Annotated in this window: 18 protein-coding genes; 11 read left to right on the forward strand and 7 right to left on the reverse strand. The window is 57.6% G+C overall.

The window, feature by feature from the left end; all coding sequences use genetic code 11:
- The 10 genes from H4I92_RS07720 (at position 1) to H4I92_RS07765 (ending at position 9,025) form a co-directional block, all read left to right on the forward strand.
- Positions 1–1,314 (forward strand): type II and III secretion system protein family protein, encoded by a 1,314-nt coding sequence (locus tag H4I92_RS07720; RefSeq protein WP_077530061.1) that lies wholly within the window; start codon positions 1–3, stop codon positions 1,312–1,314.
- Positions 1,315–1,367: 53 nt separating this feature from the next.
- Positions 1,368–3,074, forward strand: a complete 1,707-nt coding sequence (locus H4I92_RS07725) for a TadA family conjugal transfer-associated ATPase (protein ID WP_077530062.1) — start codon at positions 1,368–1,370, stop codon at positions 3,072–3,074.
- A 1-nt stretch (position 3,075) separates the two neighbouring features.
- Positions 3,076–3,921: a type II secretion system F family protein gene (locus H4I92_RS17065; protein WP_077530063.1), complete on the forward strand. Its 846-nt coding sequence runs from the start codon at positions 3,076–3,078 to the stop codon at positions 3,919–3,921.
- Positions 3,914–4,792 carry a type II secretion system F family protein gene (locus H4I92_RS07735; protein ID WP_077530064.1) on the forward strand — a complete coding sequence of 293 codons (879 nt, stop codon included), beginning with the start codon at positions 3,914–3,916 and terminating at the stop codon, positions 4,790–4,792. The genes H4I92_RS17065 and H4I92_RS07735 overlap by 8 nt, the downstream gene beginning before the upstream one ends.
- Before the next feature lie 55 nt (positions 4,793–4,847).
- Positions 4,848–5,141: a DUF192 domain-containing protein gene (locus H4I92_RS17130; protein WP_422821985.1), complete on the forward strand. Its 294-nt coding sequence runs from the start codon at positions 4,848–4,850 to the stop codon at positions 5,139–5,141.
- Positions 5,141–5,569 (forward strand): tetratricopeptide repeat protein, encoded by a 429-nt coding sequence (locus tag H4I92_RS07745; RefSeq protein ID WP_223073626.1) that lies wholly within the window; start codon positions 5,141–5,143, stop codon positions 5,567–5,569. Before H4I92_RS17130 ends, H4I92_RS07745 begins: the two co-directional genes overlap by 1 nt.
- Before the next feature lie 5 nt (positions 5,570–5,574).
- Positions 5,575–6,345 (forward strand): TadE/TadG family type IV pilus assembly protein, encoded by a 771-nt coding sequence (locus H4I92_RS07750; protein WP_143512632.1) that lies wholly within the window; start codon positions 5,575–5,577, stop codon positions 6,343–6,345.
- 105 nt (positions 6,346–6,450) lie between these two features.
- On the forward strand, positions 6,451–7,401 hold the full coding sequence (locus H4I92_RS07755; protein ID WP_077528626.1) for an IS5 family transposase: 951 nt from the start codon (positions 6,451–6,453) through the stop codon (positions 7,399–7,401).
- Positions 7,402–7,573: 172 nt separating this feature from the next.
- Complete coding sequence (locus H4I92_RS07760) at positions 7,574–8,494, forward strand: OmpA family protein (RefSeq protein ID WP_179105654.1); 921 nt, start codon at positions 7,574–7,576, stop codon at positions 8,492–8,494.
- A 117-nt stretch (positions 8,495–8,611) separates the two neighbouring features.
- Positions 8,612–9,025 carry a hypothetical protein gene (locus H4I92_RS07765; protein WP_077530069.1) on the forward strand — a complete coding sequence of 138 codons (414 nt, stop codon included), beginning with the start codon at positions 8,612–8,614 and terminating at the stop codon, positions 9,023–9,025.
- 304 nt (positions 9,026–9,329) lie between these two features.
- Here the strand turns inward: H4I92_RS07765 and H4I92_RS07770 are convergent, their stop codons facing one another.
- Complete coding sequence (locus H4I92_RS07770; protein ID WP_077530070.1) at positions 9,330–10,973, reverse strand: FMN-binding glutamate synthase family protein; 1,644 nt, start codon at positions 10,971–10,973, stop codon at positions 9,330–9,332.
- 51 nt (positions 10,974–11,024) lie between these two features.
- Positions 11,025–12,035, reverse strand: a complete 1,011-nt coding sequence (locus H4I92_RS07775) for a lipid A deacylase LpxR family protein (RefSeq protein ID WP_077530071.1) — start codon at positions 12,033–12,035, stop codon at positions 11,025–11,027.
- 98 nt (positions 12,036–12,133) lie between these two features.
- On the opposite strand from H4I92_RS07775, the gene H4I92_RS07780 reads away from it, so the two are divergent.
- Entirely contained in the window at positions 12,134–12,277 is a 144-nt protein-coding gene (locus H4I92_RS07780) for a DUF3096 domain-containing protein (RefSeq protein ID WP_077530072.1), read from the forward strand.
- A gap of 20 nt (positions 12,278–12,297) precedes the next feature.
- On the opposite strand, the gene H4I92_RS07785 is transcribed toward H4I92_RS07780, so the two are convergent.
- The 5 genes from H4I92_RS07785 to cynS form a co-directional block, all read right to left on the reverse strand.
- Positions 12,298–13,332, reverse strand: a complete 1,035-nt coding sequence (locus tag H4I92_RS07785) for a DUF5924 family protein (RefSeq protein ID WP_077530073.1) — start codon at positions 13,330–13,332, stop codon at positions 12,298–12,300.
- Between the two features lie 44 nt (positions 13,333–13,376).
- Entirely contained in the window at positions 13,377–13,796 is a 420-nt protein-coding gene (locus H4I92_RS07790) for a DUF4399 domain-containing protein (RefSeq protein WP_143512633.1), read from the reverse strand.
- 123 nt (positions 13,797–13,919) lie between these two features.
- Entirely contained in the window at positions 13,920–14,732 is an 813-nt protein-coding gene (locus H4I92_RS07795; RefSeq protein ID WP_077530074.1) for a formate/nitrite transporter family protein, read from the reverse strand.
- A 34-nt stretch (positions 14,733–14,766) separates the two neighbouring features.
- On the reverse strand, positions 14,767–15,996 hold the full coding sequence (locus H4I92_RS07800; protein WP_218668174.1) for an alginate export family protein: 1,230 nt from the start codon (positions 15,994–15,996) through the stop codon (positions 14,767–14,769).
- 57 nt (positions 15,997–16,053) lie between these two features.
- Positions 16,054–16,494 carry a cyanase gene (gene cynS / locus H4I92_RS07805; protein WP_218668260.1) on the reverse strand — a complete coding sequence of 147 codons (441 nt, stop codon included), beginning with the start codon at positions 16,492–16,494 and terminating at the stop codon, positions 16,054–16,056.
- Positions 16,495–16,645 lie beyond the last annotated feature (151 nt).

A 16,645-nucleotide genomic window follows, 5' to 3' on the forward strand; every position in this document is an offset into this window, starting at 1 on the left:
ATGAGCAGTAGGACCCGACAAATAGCGGAGCGTTTACTGGGTTTTTGGTGCCTGCTTTTAATGGCTGCTTCTGTGAGTGCCCAGGACATTGAAATGTACCCCGGCGAGGTCGACACGGTTAACGTTGGCACCGTGGATCGGGTTGCAGTTGGTGATGAGGAGGTAGCGAAGGTCAGCGTCATGGACGATGGTAAGCTCCTGATCGTGGCAAACGCACCAGGGGAAACGGATCTCGTTATCTGGCAGGAGGGCCAGCGCGAGTCGCGCTATGGGATAACCGTCACGACTGACAATGTAAGTCGGCGTCATCGAATGGTGCGTTCTGCTCTTTCTGAGTTTCCCGGTTTAACCACCCGCGAGGTTAATGGCCTGATCATCATCAGTGGTGAGTTGGATCCGGAGGATATGAAGCGCTACGAGACGCTGGTTGGCGAATTGACAGGCGTTGTTTCTCAAGTGAAACCGAAAGAAGTTCCCATGCGCGACATGATCAAGCTCAAGGCGCAGATTCTGGAAGTGGACCAGGATTATCGGCGCAATCTTGGCGTCGACTGGGATGATACCTTGAATGGGCCCACGGTGGCTGCGGTCGGAACGGGGGTCTCCAATGATGAATTCCAGGTTTTACCTGAAGAAGGCAATGTCAATTTTGAGAATCTTTCGTCCAGCACTGCTCTGAGCGAACGTAGCTTTTATCCATTTGTTGGTATCGCCACCGGATTAACGTCCAGCATTAATCTGATGAAACACCAGGGGGCCGCGCGAACGCTTGCGGAGCCGGTATTGATAACGCGCAGTGGGGAAACGGCGGAATTCCTTTCTGGTGGGGAAATTCCCTTCGAAACCCAGGACGAGGTCGGCAACAGTATCGTTCAGTTTCGTGAGTTCGGGATCCAGCTTGAAATTGAGCCTCGCTCCGATGGTGACGGCAACATCCTGGCTATGATCGATGCTGAAGTGAGTAGCGCCGACTTCGCCACCGGCGTTGAGGGGGTGCCAGGGCTTGATACGCGGCGGGCGAACTCTGTTGTCAACGTCCAGAGTGGTGAAACCATCCTTATCTCGGGATTGGTGAGTACTGAGGATAATGTCAGTCATGAAGGGATCCCGTATCTCAGCGAGATTCCCTATCTGGGCAGCCTTTTCAGTTTCACGGATCGCTCCGAGTCACGTAAGGAATTGATTATTCTTGTAACACCTGAAATCACCAACAGGGGTGAGGACGTCGGTGTCTGGAACCGTCTCAAGCCGCATATGAAGGAGCTTCAGGAAATCCAGAAGAACGACGATATCGACAATCATCTTCAGGATTGAGGTTTTCCCTGACTTGAGTGCATGCAGGGAAATGGCAAAGGGATGGATGAATTATGTTCGAAGTATCAGTTGCCACAAAAAAGGGAACGAAGGTAAGCAGCCTTATTTGTTCCGATTCGGAGTGCTTTCTCGGAAAAGGGGATGAATGTCTTATCCCCCTTCATGGCTGGAAAGTCGCTAGGCGCCATATCCGGTTTTATAACGATTCGGACGGGGTCCACCTGGAATGGAACGGCCAGGGGGCGCCAGTAACCGTCAATGGGAAAAAAGTCGAGCAGTACGGCCCGTTAAACAGGGACGATAGAATTGAAATCCATTCATACCGGATCACGATACAGTCCCACGGAAATCGCAAGGCGAGCAGTTCGGCGCCCGGACCGGATGCCGAAGGAGGTGCGGGAACCACATCGTCGACGCTGCCACAACAGGTGAATACCGAGAGCAAGCAGGTTGCGGAGTTGGCGCAACCTTCCGAACAGGACCAGGAACTCGGTCACCGTTGGCGTGAATACCTTCACAGGCAGCTTATTGAGCAACTGGATCTCCGGCGTCTGAATACGCATGAGATGAATGACACCCAACTGCGCGACGTCAGCAGTGAGATCGTCACTGAGCTGGTTCAGGAACTTGAAGAGTTTCCCGCGGAACTGGATCGGGATGAACTCGCCCGCCAGGTGCTTGATGAAGCGGTGGGCCTCGGGCCGCTGGAGGGGCTTCTGGACGACAAGGAAGTAACCGAGGTTATGGTGAATTCCGCTGAGGAGATTTTCTACGAAAAAGCGGGCAGGCTTTATAAGTCGCCAATCACCTTTACAAATGACCAGGCGGTTCACGCGGCGATTGAACGGATCGTGGCGCCGATTGGTCGCCGTATCGATGAAAGTTCGCCGATGGTGGACGCGAGGTTGAAGGACGGTTCTCGTGTGAATGCGGTGATACCGCCGCTGGCGCTCAAGGGACCCTGCATCACAATTCGTAAGTTCCCCGAAGAACGCCTTACGCCCCAGAACCTTATCGAGTTTGGCTCCATCAGCGCGCCTATGATGGAGTTCCTTCAGACTGCTGTTAATAACCGCTGTAACGTGATCATTTCCGGGGGTACGGGGTCGGGTAAGACGACATTGCTGAACGTTCTTTCGGGCTTTATTCCGGATGATGAGCGCATCATTACGGTGGAGGATGCGGCCGAGTTGAAGCTGCACCAGCCGAACCTTATCTCGCTCGAGGCGCGACCACCGAACCAGGAAGGCAAGGGCGCCATTGTCATCCGTGACCTGATTCGCAACTGCCTGCGCATGCGGCCGGACCGGATCGTCGTCGGCGAGTGTCGTGGCGGTGAGGCTTTGGACATGTTGCAGGCGATGAATACCGGTCACGATGGATCGCTTACCACTATTCACTCGAACTCGCCCCGGGATTGTCTGTCACGGCTGGAAGTCATGGTGATGATGTCGGGCATGGACCTGCCGGTTCAGGCGATACGAGAACAAATTGCGTCGGCTACTGACATTATTATTCAGCAAACCCGGTTTAGCTGTGGTACTCGAAAGGTGACAAGCATCACGGAGGTTTCGGGTGTTGAAGGTGGGCGCGTTCAGAGCGGCGAGTTGTTCCGGTTTGAACAGCAGGGGTATGACGAGAATGGAAAAGTTCAGGGCAAGCTGGTTTCCACCGGCCATATTCCTGAACTTTACGAAAACCTCCGGGACCGTGGCATATCCGTTGATCTGAGCATGTTCACAGCTGGTGAGGCTGTCTAACGTGATTTATCTCATCATCCTCCTTTTCGGGATCACTGTTGCAAGCCTGATGGCGGTCGGCGCTCGTATCCTGACGTCGGCTGCTGCGCGATACAGGGAGACCTTCAAGACCCAGGCCCGGGTCAATCTGACTGAACTATACGTATTCATCGAGCCCGAAAAGGTCTTCGTTCTCAATGTTGCTGCCTTGATACTTGCGGCCCTCATTGCGCTCCTGCTTTCGGGCAGCTTTATCGTGGCGGGCATGGTTGGCGTGGCGCTCGGTTTTACGCCCCCGTTTATTTTTCGGTATCTCCGGAATAAGCGAATCGACAAGATCATGGAGCAGCTTCCGGACAGTCTTGTGAGCCTATCGGCCTCGCTCAAGGCGGGTTCCAGCCTGGTTCAGGCCCTGGAGGTAACCGTTAAGGAGGAGGCTCCGCCTATTTCGCAGGAGCTGAACCTTCTGCTCAAGGAAATCCGTGTGGGCGTTGGGTTCGCCGAAGCCATGGACAACATGGGCAAACGGGTGAACACCCAGGATATGGATCTGGTGATCGCGGGCATGAAGATTTCCCGGGAGGTCGGGGGCAATCTGGCGGAAGTACTGGATCGACTGGCGAGCACTGTACGCCGCAAGCGTGAAATGGAAGGAAAGATCGATGCCCTGACGTCTCAGGGCAAGATGCAAGGCGTTGTTATGACGGCGCTCCCTTTTCTGCTTGCGGCAGCATTGTGGCATATCGAGGGCGAGCACATGCATCGATTGTTCACGGAACCCATGGGCTGGGGTGCACTCGCCGTAATTATTGTACTGGTCAGCATTGGTTTCTTTTTTATCCGGAAGATTGTGAATATCGATGTCTAACGAACTGCTTTTTTATTCAGTGTTGGGGGCGTTTGCGGTATTCGCGATGCTTGTTGCATCCGGTGTCGAGATGGCTCGTCAATCGGTTCCGATCGACAACCGCAAGTATATGGACCCCTTGCCGAAGTTCCTTCGGCTGATATGGCCATTAATCGTATTTTTCTCGCACTACGTGGGCGAGCGGGCAGGCATTGAATATCTGGAATGGCTCCGTACCCACCTGAGACGTTCCGGTCTGAACTACATGATGACACCGGAACAGTTTGTCGGGTTGCAGTGCGTAGCCTCAGCGTTCGGTGGCCTGGTCGCGGTGGTGATTTACAACGGCACTTTGTTGAGCACGCTGATTTTCACACTCCTGGGTGTGTCCGTCGGGGCGGTGCTGCCGTTCCTGAAGATAAAGGATCGTCGTCAGAAGCGGGAGAAGGAAATTATTCGAGCGCTTCCGGTGTATCTGGACTTTATTACCATGGCGGTGGAAGCGGGTATGAACATTAATGGCGCCTTTATGCAGGCTGTGGAAAAGGGGCCCGACGGCCCGCTGAAGGTGGAACTCCAGAGCGTTTTGCGTGACATAAACGCGGGCATGGCCAGAATCGATGCTTTGCGCGCCATGGCGGATCGTCTGGATATTCGTGAAATAACAACGCTTGTCTCTGCCTTGGTCCAGGCTGAGCATACCGGTGGCAGCGTTTCCAATGCCCTGCGAATTCAGGGCGAACAGCGCCGTGTCGAACGTTTCCAGCGTGCGGAAAAGCAGGCACTTGAAGCGCCGGTCAAGCTGGTTTTCCCATTGGTTGCCTTTATTTTCCCAACCACGTTCGTGATCCTCTTTTTCCCGATCCTGATGAGGTTTATGTATGACATGTAAGGCTCGTGTCGCATTGCTGGATGATCAGGGTGTGGTCCTGGTAAACGACCTGGGGATGGCTAGGAGTTTTCGAGAGCGTGCGATCGGTTTGCTGGGATGCCGGCGTCTTTCACCGCAACAGGGCTTGTATTTCGAACGCTGCCGTTCCGTTCATATGTTCGGTATGCGTTTTCCTGTCGACGTTCTTTTCCTTGATGAGGATGGCGTGGTTGTACGGACAGTGCCGGCACTTCGCCCATGGCGAATCACCGGGTGCCGGAGAGCGGAACACACAGTGGAACTTGCGGCCGGTATGATTGATGGGTTGCGGTTACAGACGGGGCAATGTCTTTCGTTGAGGAGGAAATGATGTACAGCAGAACAGTTGCGTTCTTGGTAGGGATGATACTTGTTCTGTCCGGTTGTGCAGTCACCCCGGAGATCGATCATCTTCTGAAAAAGGGCAATACGGCCTATGAGGAAGGCCGACTGGGTGAAGCGGAGCAGTACCTGAATCGGGCGGTGGAAAAGGATCAGACCATCAAGGGGGCCTGGTTCCTGCTGGGCAACATTCATTACCGCCATGGTCGTTATCCAGCGGCGGTGACCGCCTATGAGAAGACCCTGCAGTACGATTCGGACCACGCCGACGCCTGGCATAATCTGGCGTTGACGCGGATGCGCCAGGCCGGGGATATAGCGGAATCCGGCATCAAGGCCCTGCCTGCGGAAAAAAACGGGGTTAAAAAGCTGCTCAAACTCCGGCGGGAACTCATGCTCAATGACGTCCGGGAGTGAATGCATTGCTGAGCGACTTGGCACAATGGGTGCCCGGCTATAAAGGGGGGCGTTTAAGGTCAGGGGTTTCCGGGGCTACAACCACGGAGTTTGTGATCATCATGCCCATCTTTTTCGTCATTCTGTTTGGAATCATTGAGACTGCGTTTATCTTCAGGACCCGTTCAACCCTCAACACTGCCACCTTTGATGCGGCGCGCCATGGAGCGATGAATCATGCTCTCGTCGAGCCCATGAATGAACGGCTGGTGCGGGGAATGATGCCGTTGTATATGGATGCTGATAAAGACGTTGGTCAGTACACGCAAGCCTATTCGAAGTCTCAGGCAAGAATGACTGCCGCGAACAGTTTTGGTTTGAATCCCGTAAAGGTTGTGAGTCCAACACAATCCATGCTGGATGAACTGGGTGTGGAGAGGTCCCTGAGGTTGCCAGGCCATCCTTATGAGCAAGAGTTCCAGGTTATCCCCAATGACAATCTCAGTTACCGACCCAGTAGTGAGGTCAGCGTCCGAATTGATGGTGAGAGTAGAAAAGTGAATGTTCAGGATGCGAACATTTTAAAAATTCAGACCTACTGGTGTCATCCGTTGATTGTGCCGGTAGTAGGACCACTTATTGAGGAGGCCGCAACCAACCTTCTGAATGCGACTGCTGAAACGGCGGCTTGCGCGGCACTGAGTCAGTCGGTAGGAGGGCACCATATCCCGATCACTTCACAAGCAACGGTGCGAATGCAAAGTGATGTGGTTGGACATGATCTTCCTGCGAACTAGTAGGCAGTGGCAGTCTTTATGAGTTTTTCGCTAAGGAACCTCTGAAAAAGCCCCCGGATTTGCGACAATAGCGCCAGAGCCACCAATCGGGAAGGTCTTCACGCCATGAGCCAGATCAGCTTTGCCGAAGCCGAATACCAGAACAAAAAGCGCAAGACCCGCCGCGAGAAGTTCCTGGAGCGCATGGATCAGCTGATCCCCTGGAAGAAGCTGGAGAACAAGGTTGCCCGCTACTATCCCAAGGGCGAGAACGGCCGCCGGCCGTATCCATTGCAGGTGATGCTTCGCATCCACTGCATGCAGCTGTTCTACAACCTTTCCGATCCAGCGATGGAAGACGAACTCTACGAGATCGAGTCCATGCGCCGCTTTGCCGGCCTGACCCTGGCCGATTCGATTCCGGACGAAACCACCATTCTCAACTTCCGCCATTTTCTGGAGCAGCACAACCTGGGCAAGGCGATGTTCAAGGAAGTGAACAAGCACCTGGAGCGCCAGGGCCTGATGCTGCGCGAAGGCAGCATCGTGGATGCCAGCATCATCTCCGCGCCCAGCTCGACCAAGAACAAAAGCGGCGAGAGGGATCCGGAAATGCACCAGACCCGCAAGGGCAACCAGTGGTATTTCGGAATGAAGATGCACACTGGTGTGGATGACGGTTTTGGGATGATCCATTCGCTGGAAGTGACTGCTGCCAATGAGCACGATCTCAATGCGGCTGGCGCGTTGCTCCACGGCGATGAAACACGGGTTTTTGGCGATTCCGGTTACCGGGGCATTGAGAAGCGCAAAGAGCACCGGCACCGGAACGTCGACTGGTTCATCGCCCGGCGCCCTGGTGTTACCCGACAGCTGGCGGAAGGCAGCAACCTTGCCAGGGCGGAAAAGATCAAGGCCAGTGTTCGGGCGAAGGTCGAGCATCCGTTTCGTACCATCAAGCGTCAGTTTGGTTACGCTAAGGTCCGCTACCGCGGCCTGGCGAAGAACGCCAATCGGCTTTACCTGTTGGCAGCGTTCAGCAACATGCTTGTCGGTGAACGATACCTCCCCGCGTAGGGGAAGTGTGTCCGGTGGCCGCCAAAAAGGCGTTAACCGGACAAAAGATGAACAAATAGACCGGGCATTTATCGCCGAAATCGGTTCATCTCCGGATCGAAATCGGGAATTGGCGTTCAAAACTGGTTATTCAGAGGTTCCCTAATGAATATCCGATGAAATGGAGGATGCAATGGACTTTGCCAATGGATGGTCGATCGTTCGTAAAGCTTTGATTACTTACTGGCTTTTTTTGGTGGCCGCGCCCGGCGCATTGGCCACGAATGAACTGAACTGGGAAACCTTCAACAACAGCATCTTTGACCGCAGCCGTGTGGTTGGTACGGATGTAGAATTGGTGACCGGTCCGATGGTTTACCAGGAAGAAGAGGACGAGCATTTCACGGAAGGCTATCGACCGGAGTCTTCCCGGGAACTGGCCGGCGCTCGTAAACGGCGTGAGGTTTATGATTTGCCACGAGTCTGGGGCGCAGCCGGTGTATTTTCCTGGACGCTGGCACGTCTGAAAGATGCGGGGTTTGAGCCTGTTTTTCAGTGCGAGGAGAGTGCCTGTGGGGATGTTGCGGCCTGGAGGCTCTACCTCAGCGATCTGGTGGCTGGCCCGCAAAAGGGGCAGCATTACGTCCTGGCACGAACAAGTAACGAGTCTGGCTGGAGTGTCTGGGTAGCTGCTTACGTTAACGAGTTTGATGGGCAGACACGGCTGATTCTGGATCATGTGGTGCCATCTCAGACCACCTGGTCTGATAAGCACTTTTTATCCAGGGGTACGATCCGCTTCTCACCGGGTGTGGCCGAAGCGGATGAGTCGGCTTTGGCCAATCTTGGCCGTGCCGTCGAGCAGGTTGGTTCTCTGGAGGATGGCAAGCTGGTGATTCTGGGGAATACTGATGCTGAAGGGTCACTATTCATGAACATCTGGCTTTCTGGCCTTCGTGCCCGGAATGTTCGCGATTATCTGGCAACAAGGGATGGCCTTTCCGCTGACAATCTCATCGTTAAACCGTTCAGCTCACTTCTGCCGAGGGAGAATAATGGCTCCCCGAACGGCAGACGGGAAAACCGAAGGGTTGATGTGTTGATGGCGAATTAAACACTAGGCTTTGTTGAGGTTGAAACAGGCCTGAGTTCTGTGTATTGAGTCTACTGGCGTAGCGGCGAGTATACCCAGGATATATACAATTAGAGTTATCCACAGGGAGGAAGAGCAATGCTGAATGGTTATCTTCAAACTCAAAGAGTCGGCAAGAGCTCGATGATGGCGCTGGTTCTGACTGCCGGCTTGAGTGTTGGAGGGCCCGCCATAAGTGCGGAGCGGGAACTCCACACCGGTTTCGGTAAAACCATTTATCACGATGGATGTGGCGAGGCTTTACGCTTAGCAGAAGTATTGCGGAAAACTGCACGGGGTATGGAAGAGATGCAGAAGAACCAGGGGTTACGTGTCGATCATGAACCTATACGCGATTATCTTCGTGATAATCTGGAGTTGGATAGCACTCCTGAAGGTAGTGCGGAACACACACTGTTTAGCGGTATCATCAAGTTAATTCTGGAGGGGGAGGGCCGCGAAACGGTCAATGACAAAACCATGGAACTTTGCAAGCGGGAATTCGGATCCTAGACCACAATCGGATCTTCCAGTAAGTGGCCCTGATCCCTTTTCAGTTCGCTCTCTACCAAGCCTGACGGTTTACTGTGTCCTCGGCCACATACTTATAAAGGAGCAACAAAGCCCGATGCTACGTCAAGGGGCTTCCGGGAACGACCCTGTAAAGGCTTCAAGGCATTGAAGCAGGCGCCAGGTTGGATAAAGGCTCTCCACGCCCAGGCCAAGCTCCAACGCGGAGACTTCGAGCTGGTGTTCGATTTGCTGGATGATGTTACTGCTGCACGACTGAATCTTGTGGAGGGCCTGAGCGGCTGACTCAGCGCACCGGATTCCGGCTGAACCGGATCACGGAGCTTGGGACACCGAATTCCCGTGCGCTCGCCTCTTCCCAGTAGTGATCAAAGAGCTCGTACCCGGTGTCGCCATTGAGCAGGGCGCCGGGTTCGAGGAACGGATAGAGGTCCCGGTAGGTCCGGAACTCGGTCTGGGAGGTCTGCTGGATGATGTGGTCCGGGCCCAGTTCCGAGGTGTCACGCAGGCCGGCGGCGCCAATCAGGTTGCCGAGGGCCTGCACCGTATTCCGGTGGTAGTGGTACACGCGCTCGCTTTTAAGCGGCACGTCCAGCTTGTCGCCCCGCCGTGGATCCTGTGTGGCCACACCGCTGGGGCATCGCCCGGTGTGGCAGCTCAGAGCCTGGATGCAGCCCAGGGCGAACATGTAGCCACGCCCGGCGTTGCACCAATCCGCGCCTAGGGCGAGGGTCTTGGCCAGATGGAAGCCGGAGGTGATCTTGCCGGCGGACCCCACGGCAATGACGTCCCGCAGGTTGGTACCCACCAGGGTGTTGTGGACCAGCAGCAGGGCATCCAGAAGCGGCATGCCAAGCCGGTTGATGAACTCCAGGGGCGCGGCGCCGGTACCGCCCTCGCCACCGTCGACCACGATGAAATCCGGGTGCCGTCCGGTCTCCAGCATGGCCTTAACGATGGAGAACCATTCCCAGGGGTGACCGATGGCCAGCTTGAAGCCCACCGGCTTGCCGCCGGACAGTTCCCGCAGCCGGTCCAGGAACTCAAGCAGCTCGATGGGCGTGCTGAAGGCCGAGTGGCTGGGTGGCGAGACCACGTCCTCGCCAGGGGGCACGCCCCGTGCCTCGGCGATTTCCCCTGTGACCTTGGCACCGGGCAGGATGCCACCATGGCCCGGCTTGGCGCCCTGGGAGAGTTTCACCTCGATCATCTTCACCGCGTCCCGCGTGGCGTTCTCCACGAACAGGTCCTCATCGAAATACCCCTGTTCGTCCCGGCAGCCAAAGTAACCGGAGCCGATTTCCCAGACCAGGTCGCCACCGCCTTCCAGGTGATAGCGGGAGATCGATCCCTCCCCCGTATCATGATAGAAACCGCCGCGGGCGGCGCCATGGTTCAGGGCACGGATGGCATTGGCGGAGAGCGAACCAAAGCTCATGGCGGAGATGTTGAAGATGCTGGCGCTGTAGGGCTGGGCGCAGCGGCTGCCGATGGTGATGCGGAAGTCCGTGTCGGCATGGTCCACCGGCGTCAGCGAGTGGTTGATCCATTCGTAGCCGGGGTTGTCCATGTCCAGGAGGCTGCCGAAGGGGCGCTTGTCGAGGGTGTTCTTGGCGCGCTGGTAGACAATGCGTCGCTGCTCGCGGCTGAACGGGCGGCCCTCGGTATCCGAGAAGATGAAGTACTGGCGGATCTCCGGGCCAATGGACTCAAAAAAGTAGCGGAAGTGCGCCAGTACCGGGTAGTTGCGGCTGACGGTGCGCCGGGGCTGCAGAAGATCCCAGGTGCCCAGCAGGCTGAATGCAAAGGCAGGCAACGCAATGGCCAGCCACCATAGGGACAGGGTGCTGAGTGCCAGCGTGATCAGGCTGACCAGGATGCAGGCCACGAAGGCACTGTAGCGTAAGGGGATCAGTGTCCGTTCTGTCATTCGGGATCGCCCCTTGTCGGTACGCGGATGGTTCCTGAGAGTACGACAGCGTCAGAGCCGCCAGACCAGTGAAACAGTACCAAAAGACAGTGGCTCTTTGTTGGTCGCGTCCTGTGAGGTGGTGGTCCGAAGTGAGACCGAGAAATGAACGTCCCGGGTGTGGAGGCTTGCGCCGATGCCCGCATGGCCGACCAGGGGTTCCTGATCGTACTGGTAGCGGCCGGAACGTTCGTCCAGGTAGGAGTAGGGGATCCATTCCCCCAGAACGCCGATGAAGACGGACCATCCCGGGCCGGGCGCATCCAGAAGGCCCGGCATGCCCACTGAGGATGAGAGCCCGGCGTAATCAGTAATGAAATTATCCGGAAGATTGGTGCCAAAACGCCAGCCCGCACCAATCTGGGCGTTGGAGATGAAGTTGCCGGCCTCGGCGCTCACCAGCCAGTTCAGGTCCTGTTGCAGGCCATCCGACTTACCGGTTTTGAAAGCGCGGCGTGCATGCTGGGCCTGGATGCCACCAACCCAGTCGGTGCCCAGTTGGTTCTCCCAGCCTCTCGGGTCGGTGCTGCCGGTAATGCCATGCACCCATTCCTGAGCTTCCTCTGCCAGGGAGTCCGGCCCAATAACCCCGGCCGATACGCCATAGCCCGTAATGCTGCGGTCATCCCAGCTCCAGAGGGTAACGCTGCCGGAAAGATGCCCTGTGTAGGGGATATCGTCGTACTGCGGCTCGCGGCGTTCGATATCCTGGGGCGTGATCATCAGCTGGCGCAGGGACCACGCCAGGGCGTGATTGTTGCCCGACGCGCCCACGCCGGGCAGTGGGTCAAGGGCATCCCGTGCTTGGCCGCTCAGGCACGGGCTGCAGTCGGAACTTTTCTCTGCCGCTTCACCCAGGTAGGAAATCCGCAGACCGTTTGTGTAGCCCTTGTCCTCACCGGTCAGCAGGTCGTTGTCCCAGGAAAGGCTCAGGGTGCCTGCTGAGGCCGGACCGGCCAGCAGCAGTACTGCCAGAAGACGCAGGGCCTGTCCCGCGCAGATTCGGATCTTTAACGTCAGCATGCTGAGTCTATACGTTTCCTTAAAAGTGGGCTCATTCTACGCCCGAACTGCTAGGATTGGATTCGGGGATTCCCGAATAGCCAGTCAAAGGAGGTAATATGACGTTTCACATTGATCTCGCCCCGCTGATTTCGCTGGGCGCCGGGATCGGCATCCTCATCTTCCCGAAGCTTCTCAACTACATCGTGGCGGGCTACCTGATCGCAATGGGGGTTCTCGGCCTCATGGGGCATGGCCTCTGAAACGCCTTCCGGGGTCCGGATCATTCCCGGACCCGGAAACTGATCTGCCCGATCATCTGGTCCGACCCGGTCTTAACCCGCACATGCCAGACCCCCTCCGGTTTGGGCGGAAAACGGAGCTTGTGGGTCCAGGCACGGTACCCCGCTTCACGGCCACCGGTAACCTCCAGCGGGATACGGTCATAGACCCGGCCGTTGTGAACCCACTCGTGATAGACCGTCTCATGCAGCCCGCGTGGCGCCCGGATTGCGGTGTAGGCGTAGAGTCCGCGCTCCAGTACCTCACTGGCAGTGGCTCCCTCCAGAGAGCGTCCCGGTTCCATCTCATCCTGGTCCACCAGATGGGATATGCTGCTTTCGGTCAGCCACAGGGTGGCGGGTGGAACGGCCAAGCGTCCGAACCAGGCGGTGGCCGTGAGGACCGTGAGAACCCCAGCCATACCGACCAGGCGCAGGGCACCCCCGAGCGGCACAGCCTGGGCCAGACTCGGCAACGCCAGAGTGAGGGTGAGCCCTGTCGTGATGATGTAGCTCTCCCAGGTGCTCAGATGCAGGATGATGGGCAGTGCCGTCAGCAGGATGGTCGACAGCGCCAGGCAGTGATAGGCGAGATAGAGCCAGCGGTGGCGGGTGAGGCAGCCGTGGTACAGCGGATCAATGATCGAGATGAGGCCGGCGGCCCCGATCATCACCGTGAACAGAGACTGTGTGCTTGTCCAGGTGGTGGTGATGGCAAAGAACGGCAGCGCGAAGAAGAAGCTTTCCTGGTGGATGAGCTGGGTCGTGAAGCGGACCAGTGGGGGTGGCAGGTCCACGCCTGGAATCAGGCTGATCAGGCGGCGGATCGGATCCTCCAGCAGAAGCCAGAGCCAGCCTGCCAGCATCAGCACCGCGATCAGTCCCGCCGTATCCTGCTGACGTTCAACAAGGAGGAAGCTGGCAATGCCCGAGAAGAAACCCAGCGCTGCAAACAGCCAGGGATGGCGACGTGCGTGCACGGCGGCACGCAGGGCTTTCCATTTCCAGTTAACCGGGCCGGGCAGTGGGGTACTCATAGCGGAAGGAACATAGGCTGACCGGCCCGGCTGGTCAAAGGCTGTTATTCAACGGTGATGGTAATGGTCTCGGATTTGACCGGCGGCTCGTGGGGCGTGTGGGTCTCGTCCCCGAGAAGCAGCGTCAGCTCGTGTTCGCCGGGCTCAAGATCCAGTGTGGTCTGGGTCTGCCCACCGCCGAAGTGCCGGTGCTGGTCGTCGGAGGGAATGGGTTCATCCATCGCGGGCATCTCATCCACATCCACCAGCAGGTGGTGGTGGCCGGTGTTCTCCCGGTCGACCCCGGCGGGCGCCACACCCATGCCTTCAAGGCCGAAGCGCACCGTTACGGGAGAGCTGACGGTTTCGCCATCCTGTGGGGTAATGAAATACGCGGAGGCGTTTTCGGGCGCATCGCTGGCGAGGGCGGCGGTTGTGCCCAGTGCCAGGGTGATGCCGGTCAGTGTTCGGGTCAGTGCGTTCATGCTGTAACTCCCTGTGTGGATGGGATACCAGCATAAAAAGCCGGGGCGGGCGGCGACAAGCCACCACGCCCCGGTTGGGAGGGTTATTACCGGATGGTCATCCGGTAAAGGGCGTCGCCCCGATCAGGAAAAGGTCTTCTTCGGCTGGGTGCGGACGTGGGTTGTGTACAGAACCAGACCAACCAGCGTCAGGCCACCCACCAGGTTGCCCAGCACGGTCGGGATCTCGTTCCACATGATGTATTGGTAAAGGGTGAAGTCCGCGCCCATCATCAGGCCGATCGGGAACAGGAACATGTTCACGACTGAGTGCTCGAAACCGAGATAGAAGAAGATGATGATCGGCATCCACATGGCCATGATCTTGCCGGACACGTGAGTGGAAATGCTCGCGCCGACAACGCCCATGGAAACCATCCAGTTACAGAACATGCCGCGCATGAAGAGAACGATCCAGCCGGCAATACCGGCTTCCTGGTAACCCACGGTCCGGCTTTCGCCAACGGCCATGATCTTCTGGCCGACTTCATTGATGGCTTCGGAGCCCCCCATGGAGAAGTTGAGGTAGCCGAAAATGGCGATGAAGAGCGCGCCGCCGAGGTTCCCGAGCCCGACCAGGCCCCAGTTCTTCAGCATGCGCGGGAAGGTGACGCCGGGGCGCTTATCCAGCAGGGCCATGGGCACCAGCGTGAACACGCCCGTGAGCAGGTCGTACCCCATGAGGTAGAGCATGCAGAAGCCCACGGGGAAGAGCAGGGCGCCGACCAGGAAGGAGCCGGTCTGCACCGCAATGGTGATGGTGAAGATCACCGCCAGCGCGAGCGTTGCCCCCGCCATGAAGGCACGGATGAGCGTGTCCCGGGTGCCCATGTGGATCTTGGCTTCGCCCGCGTCCACCAGCTTGGTGACGAATTCGTTGGGTTGAAGATAGGACATGGTTTTTCTCCTTCAGGAAGTTGAGGTTCGATGGTCAGAAACTGGCATCGACCCAGAGCCAGGCTTTGTCGGTGTCGGAGGTCTGCGTGTTGCCATCCTCGCTCTGATAGAGCGCAGCCTTGGCGCCGACCGTGTAGGTGCTGTTCGGGGACCAGGTGGCGACGAGCCCAGTTTCAGAGCCGTAGTCGTTACTGCCTTCGTCACTCTCGAAGCGGTGGTGGACCGCCTTGAGAGAAACCCCGCTGATGGCGGTTGCTACCGAGGCATAGGTGTCCCGCAGGCCGGCATCCGGGGTGCTCAGGAATTTGTCGGCCCAGCCATTCATGGCGTGGAGCGTGGCCAGTGGAGTCTGGAAGGCGTGCGTGCCATCGTCCGATCCCAGCAACTCCTGCCCCAGCTTCGCCGTCACACCGCCCGAGCGTGCTCCGGCTTCCACTCGGTAGTAGTCCGTATCAAAGCTGTCCGGGTTGTTGTCGTAATCCGACTGGCGGGCGACTTCCAGCGTGTAGAGGGCCGTCACGTCGTTGGTGAGTCCGCTCTCGCCACTGAACCGCAGGCCATGGCTGCGGGTTGAGTCTTCTGGTGCATTCTCGTAGGACAGCAGGTAGGTGTAAGCGGTGAGTGATCCTGCGGCGAGCCCGTCATAGCGCGCATTGAGTACGCCCGTATCCATGGGCGCGTTGCCGTTGGGGCTGGCATCGGAAAAGATGCGGTTGGCGTTGTAGAGGTAGCCCCCGGTCAGGGTGGTATCGGGCAGGGACTCATTGACAATGGTGAAGCCGTCAAAGGTCTGCTCGTTCTGGCGCCAGCCCACCGTGCCGATGAACCGGTGGTTGTCCAGGAAGAAGCGCTGGCGACCATAGGTCATCTGCGTATCCGCCAGCCCCTCGTAGCGCACCCAGGCCTGGTTGATCTCGGTTTCCGCTGGGTCGGCAACAACGGGGCGGTTGTCAACGCCATTGATTGTGCTGTTGTAGGTGTCCCCTCCGAGCTGGGTGACGTGCTCGGCTTCAAGGAAACCCGTGAAGCCGCTGACCTCGCCGGTGCGATAGCCCAGTCGGGTTCTCAGTGTGGAGGCACCGGCATCCTTGGGAACACCCTCCTGGTCAACGAGCTCATAGCGGTAGCGCGCATCCAGGTTGGTTTCGCCGTTGCTGAGGGCCTCTGTTATCGGGTCCGCGGCCTGCGCCGTTGCGGTCACCGACAGGCACATCAGCATCAGCGATGCTCTGCGTGTTGCTGGTCTGGAGTCAGTGTCTGTCATGGTTGCTCCGTCTGTTACTGGTCCGGTTTACGCCGGGAGGGGCCGGAGCCCCGCCCGTTACCAGCGCTTAAAGGGGAGGAACTTGCCATCCATGGTGATCACGACCCGGTCTCCCTTCGGATCCTCGACCCGATCCACGTGCATCTTGTAATCGATCGCGCTCATGATCCCGTCGCCGAACTTTTCGTGAATGATGTCTTTCACGCTGTCGCCGTAGATCATGCAGGCTTCGTAGATGCGATAGATGAGGGGGTCGGTCGGGACGGCGTTGTCCCAGTGCTTGTGAGGGCAGGTCTGCAGGGTCTGTGCCACTTCGTCACCGAGATTGAGCGCCTTGCACAGCCCCTTGGCCTGATCCTCCAGCATGGTGTTCATGCCGTAGCAGCAGGAAGCGGTCCACACGGGCGACATGCCGATGGATTCGGCCAGCTGTTCCCAGGTGTAGCCCTGCTCGTTCTTGGCATTGAGGATGGTCGCGGTCATGGTTTCGTGGTTCATCATGGTGCTGCTCCTGTTCCAGCGTTGTGCATATTGGTTTGACGTGCCCTGAAAAGGGGCATTGCCGGAATTGCCCGGCAATGCCGTTATCGGGCTGCTCGCAATGGCTGTCGCAGTGATCGTGCCAATCTGTCCGAAACCCAGAATGTCC

Source organism: Vreelandella halophila (genome assembly GCF_019903425.1).
Lineage (GTDB): Bacteria > Pseudomonadota > Gammaproteobacteria > Pseudomonadales > Oleiphilaceae > Halospina > Halospina halophila.

Bases quoted from the DNA above. Each gene is read 5' to 3' on its own strand.
- H4I92_RS07770 (WP_077530070.1), bottom strand. From the start codon at position 10,973: ATGACAGAACGGACACTGATCCCCTTACGCTACAGTGCCTTCGTGGCC.
- H4I92_RS07800 (WP_218668174.1), bottom strand. From the start codon at position 15,996: ATGACAGACACTGACTCCAGACCAGCAACACGCAGAGCATCGCTGATG.
- H4I92_RS07735 (WP_077530064.1), top strand. From the start codon at position 3,914: ATGTCTAACGAACTGCTTTTTTATTCAGTGTTGGGGGCGTTTGCGGTA.
- H4I92_RS07785 (WP_077530073.1), bottom strand. From the start codon at position 13,332: ATGAGTACCCCACTGCCCGGCCCGGTTAACTGGAAATGGAAAGCCCTG.
- H4I92_RS17130 (WP_422821985.1), top strand. From the start codon at position 4,848: ATGGCTAGGAGTTTTCGAGAGCGTGCGATCGGTTTGCTGGGATGCCGG.
- H4I92_RS07775 (WP_077530071.1), bottom strand. From the start codon at position 12,035: ATGCTGACGTTAAAGATCCGAATCTGCGCGGGACAGGCCCTGCGTCTT.
- H4I92_RS07790 (WP_143512633.1), bottom strand. From the start codon at position 13,796: ATGAACGCACTGACCCGAACACTGACCGGCATCACCCTGGCACTGGGC.
- H4I92_RS07755 (WP_077528626.1), top strand. From the start codon at position 6,451: ATGAGCCAGATCAGCTTTGCCGAAGCCGAATACCAGAACAAAAAGCGC.
- H4I92_RS07745 (WP_223073626.1), top strand. From the start codon at position 5,141: ATGTACAGCAGAACAGTTGCGTTCTTGGTAGGGATGATACTTGTTCTG.
- H4I92_RS07765 (WP_077530069.1), top strand. From the start codon at position 8,612: ATGCTGAATGGTTATCTTCAAACTCAAAGAGTCGGCAAGAGCTCGATG.
- H4I92_RS07725 (WP_077530062.1), top strand. From the start codon at position 1,368: ATGTTCGAAGTATCAGTTGCCACAAAAAAGGGAACGAAGGTAAGCAGC.
- H4I92_RS07760 (WP_179105654.1), top strand. From the start codon at position 7,574: ATGGACTTTGCCAATGGATGGTCGATCGTTCGTAAAGCTTTGATTACT.
- cynS (WP_218668260.1), bottom strand. From the start codon at position 16,494: ATGAACCACGAAACCATGACCGCGACCATCCTCAATGCCAAGAACGAG.
- H4I92_RS07720 (WP_077530061.1), top strand. From the start codon at position 1: ATGAGCAGTAGGACCCGACAAATAGCGGAGCGTTTACTGGGTTTTTGG.
- H4I92_RS07795 (WP_077530074.1), bottom strand. From the start codon at position 14,732: ATGTCCTATCTTCAACCCAACGAATTCGTCACCAAGCTGGTGGACGCG.
- H4I92_RS07780 (WP_077530072.1), top strand. From the start codon at position 12,134: ATGACGTTTCACATTGATCTCGCCCCGCTGATTTCGCTGGGCGCCGGG.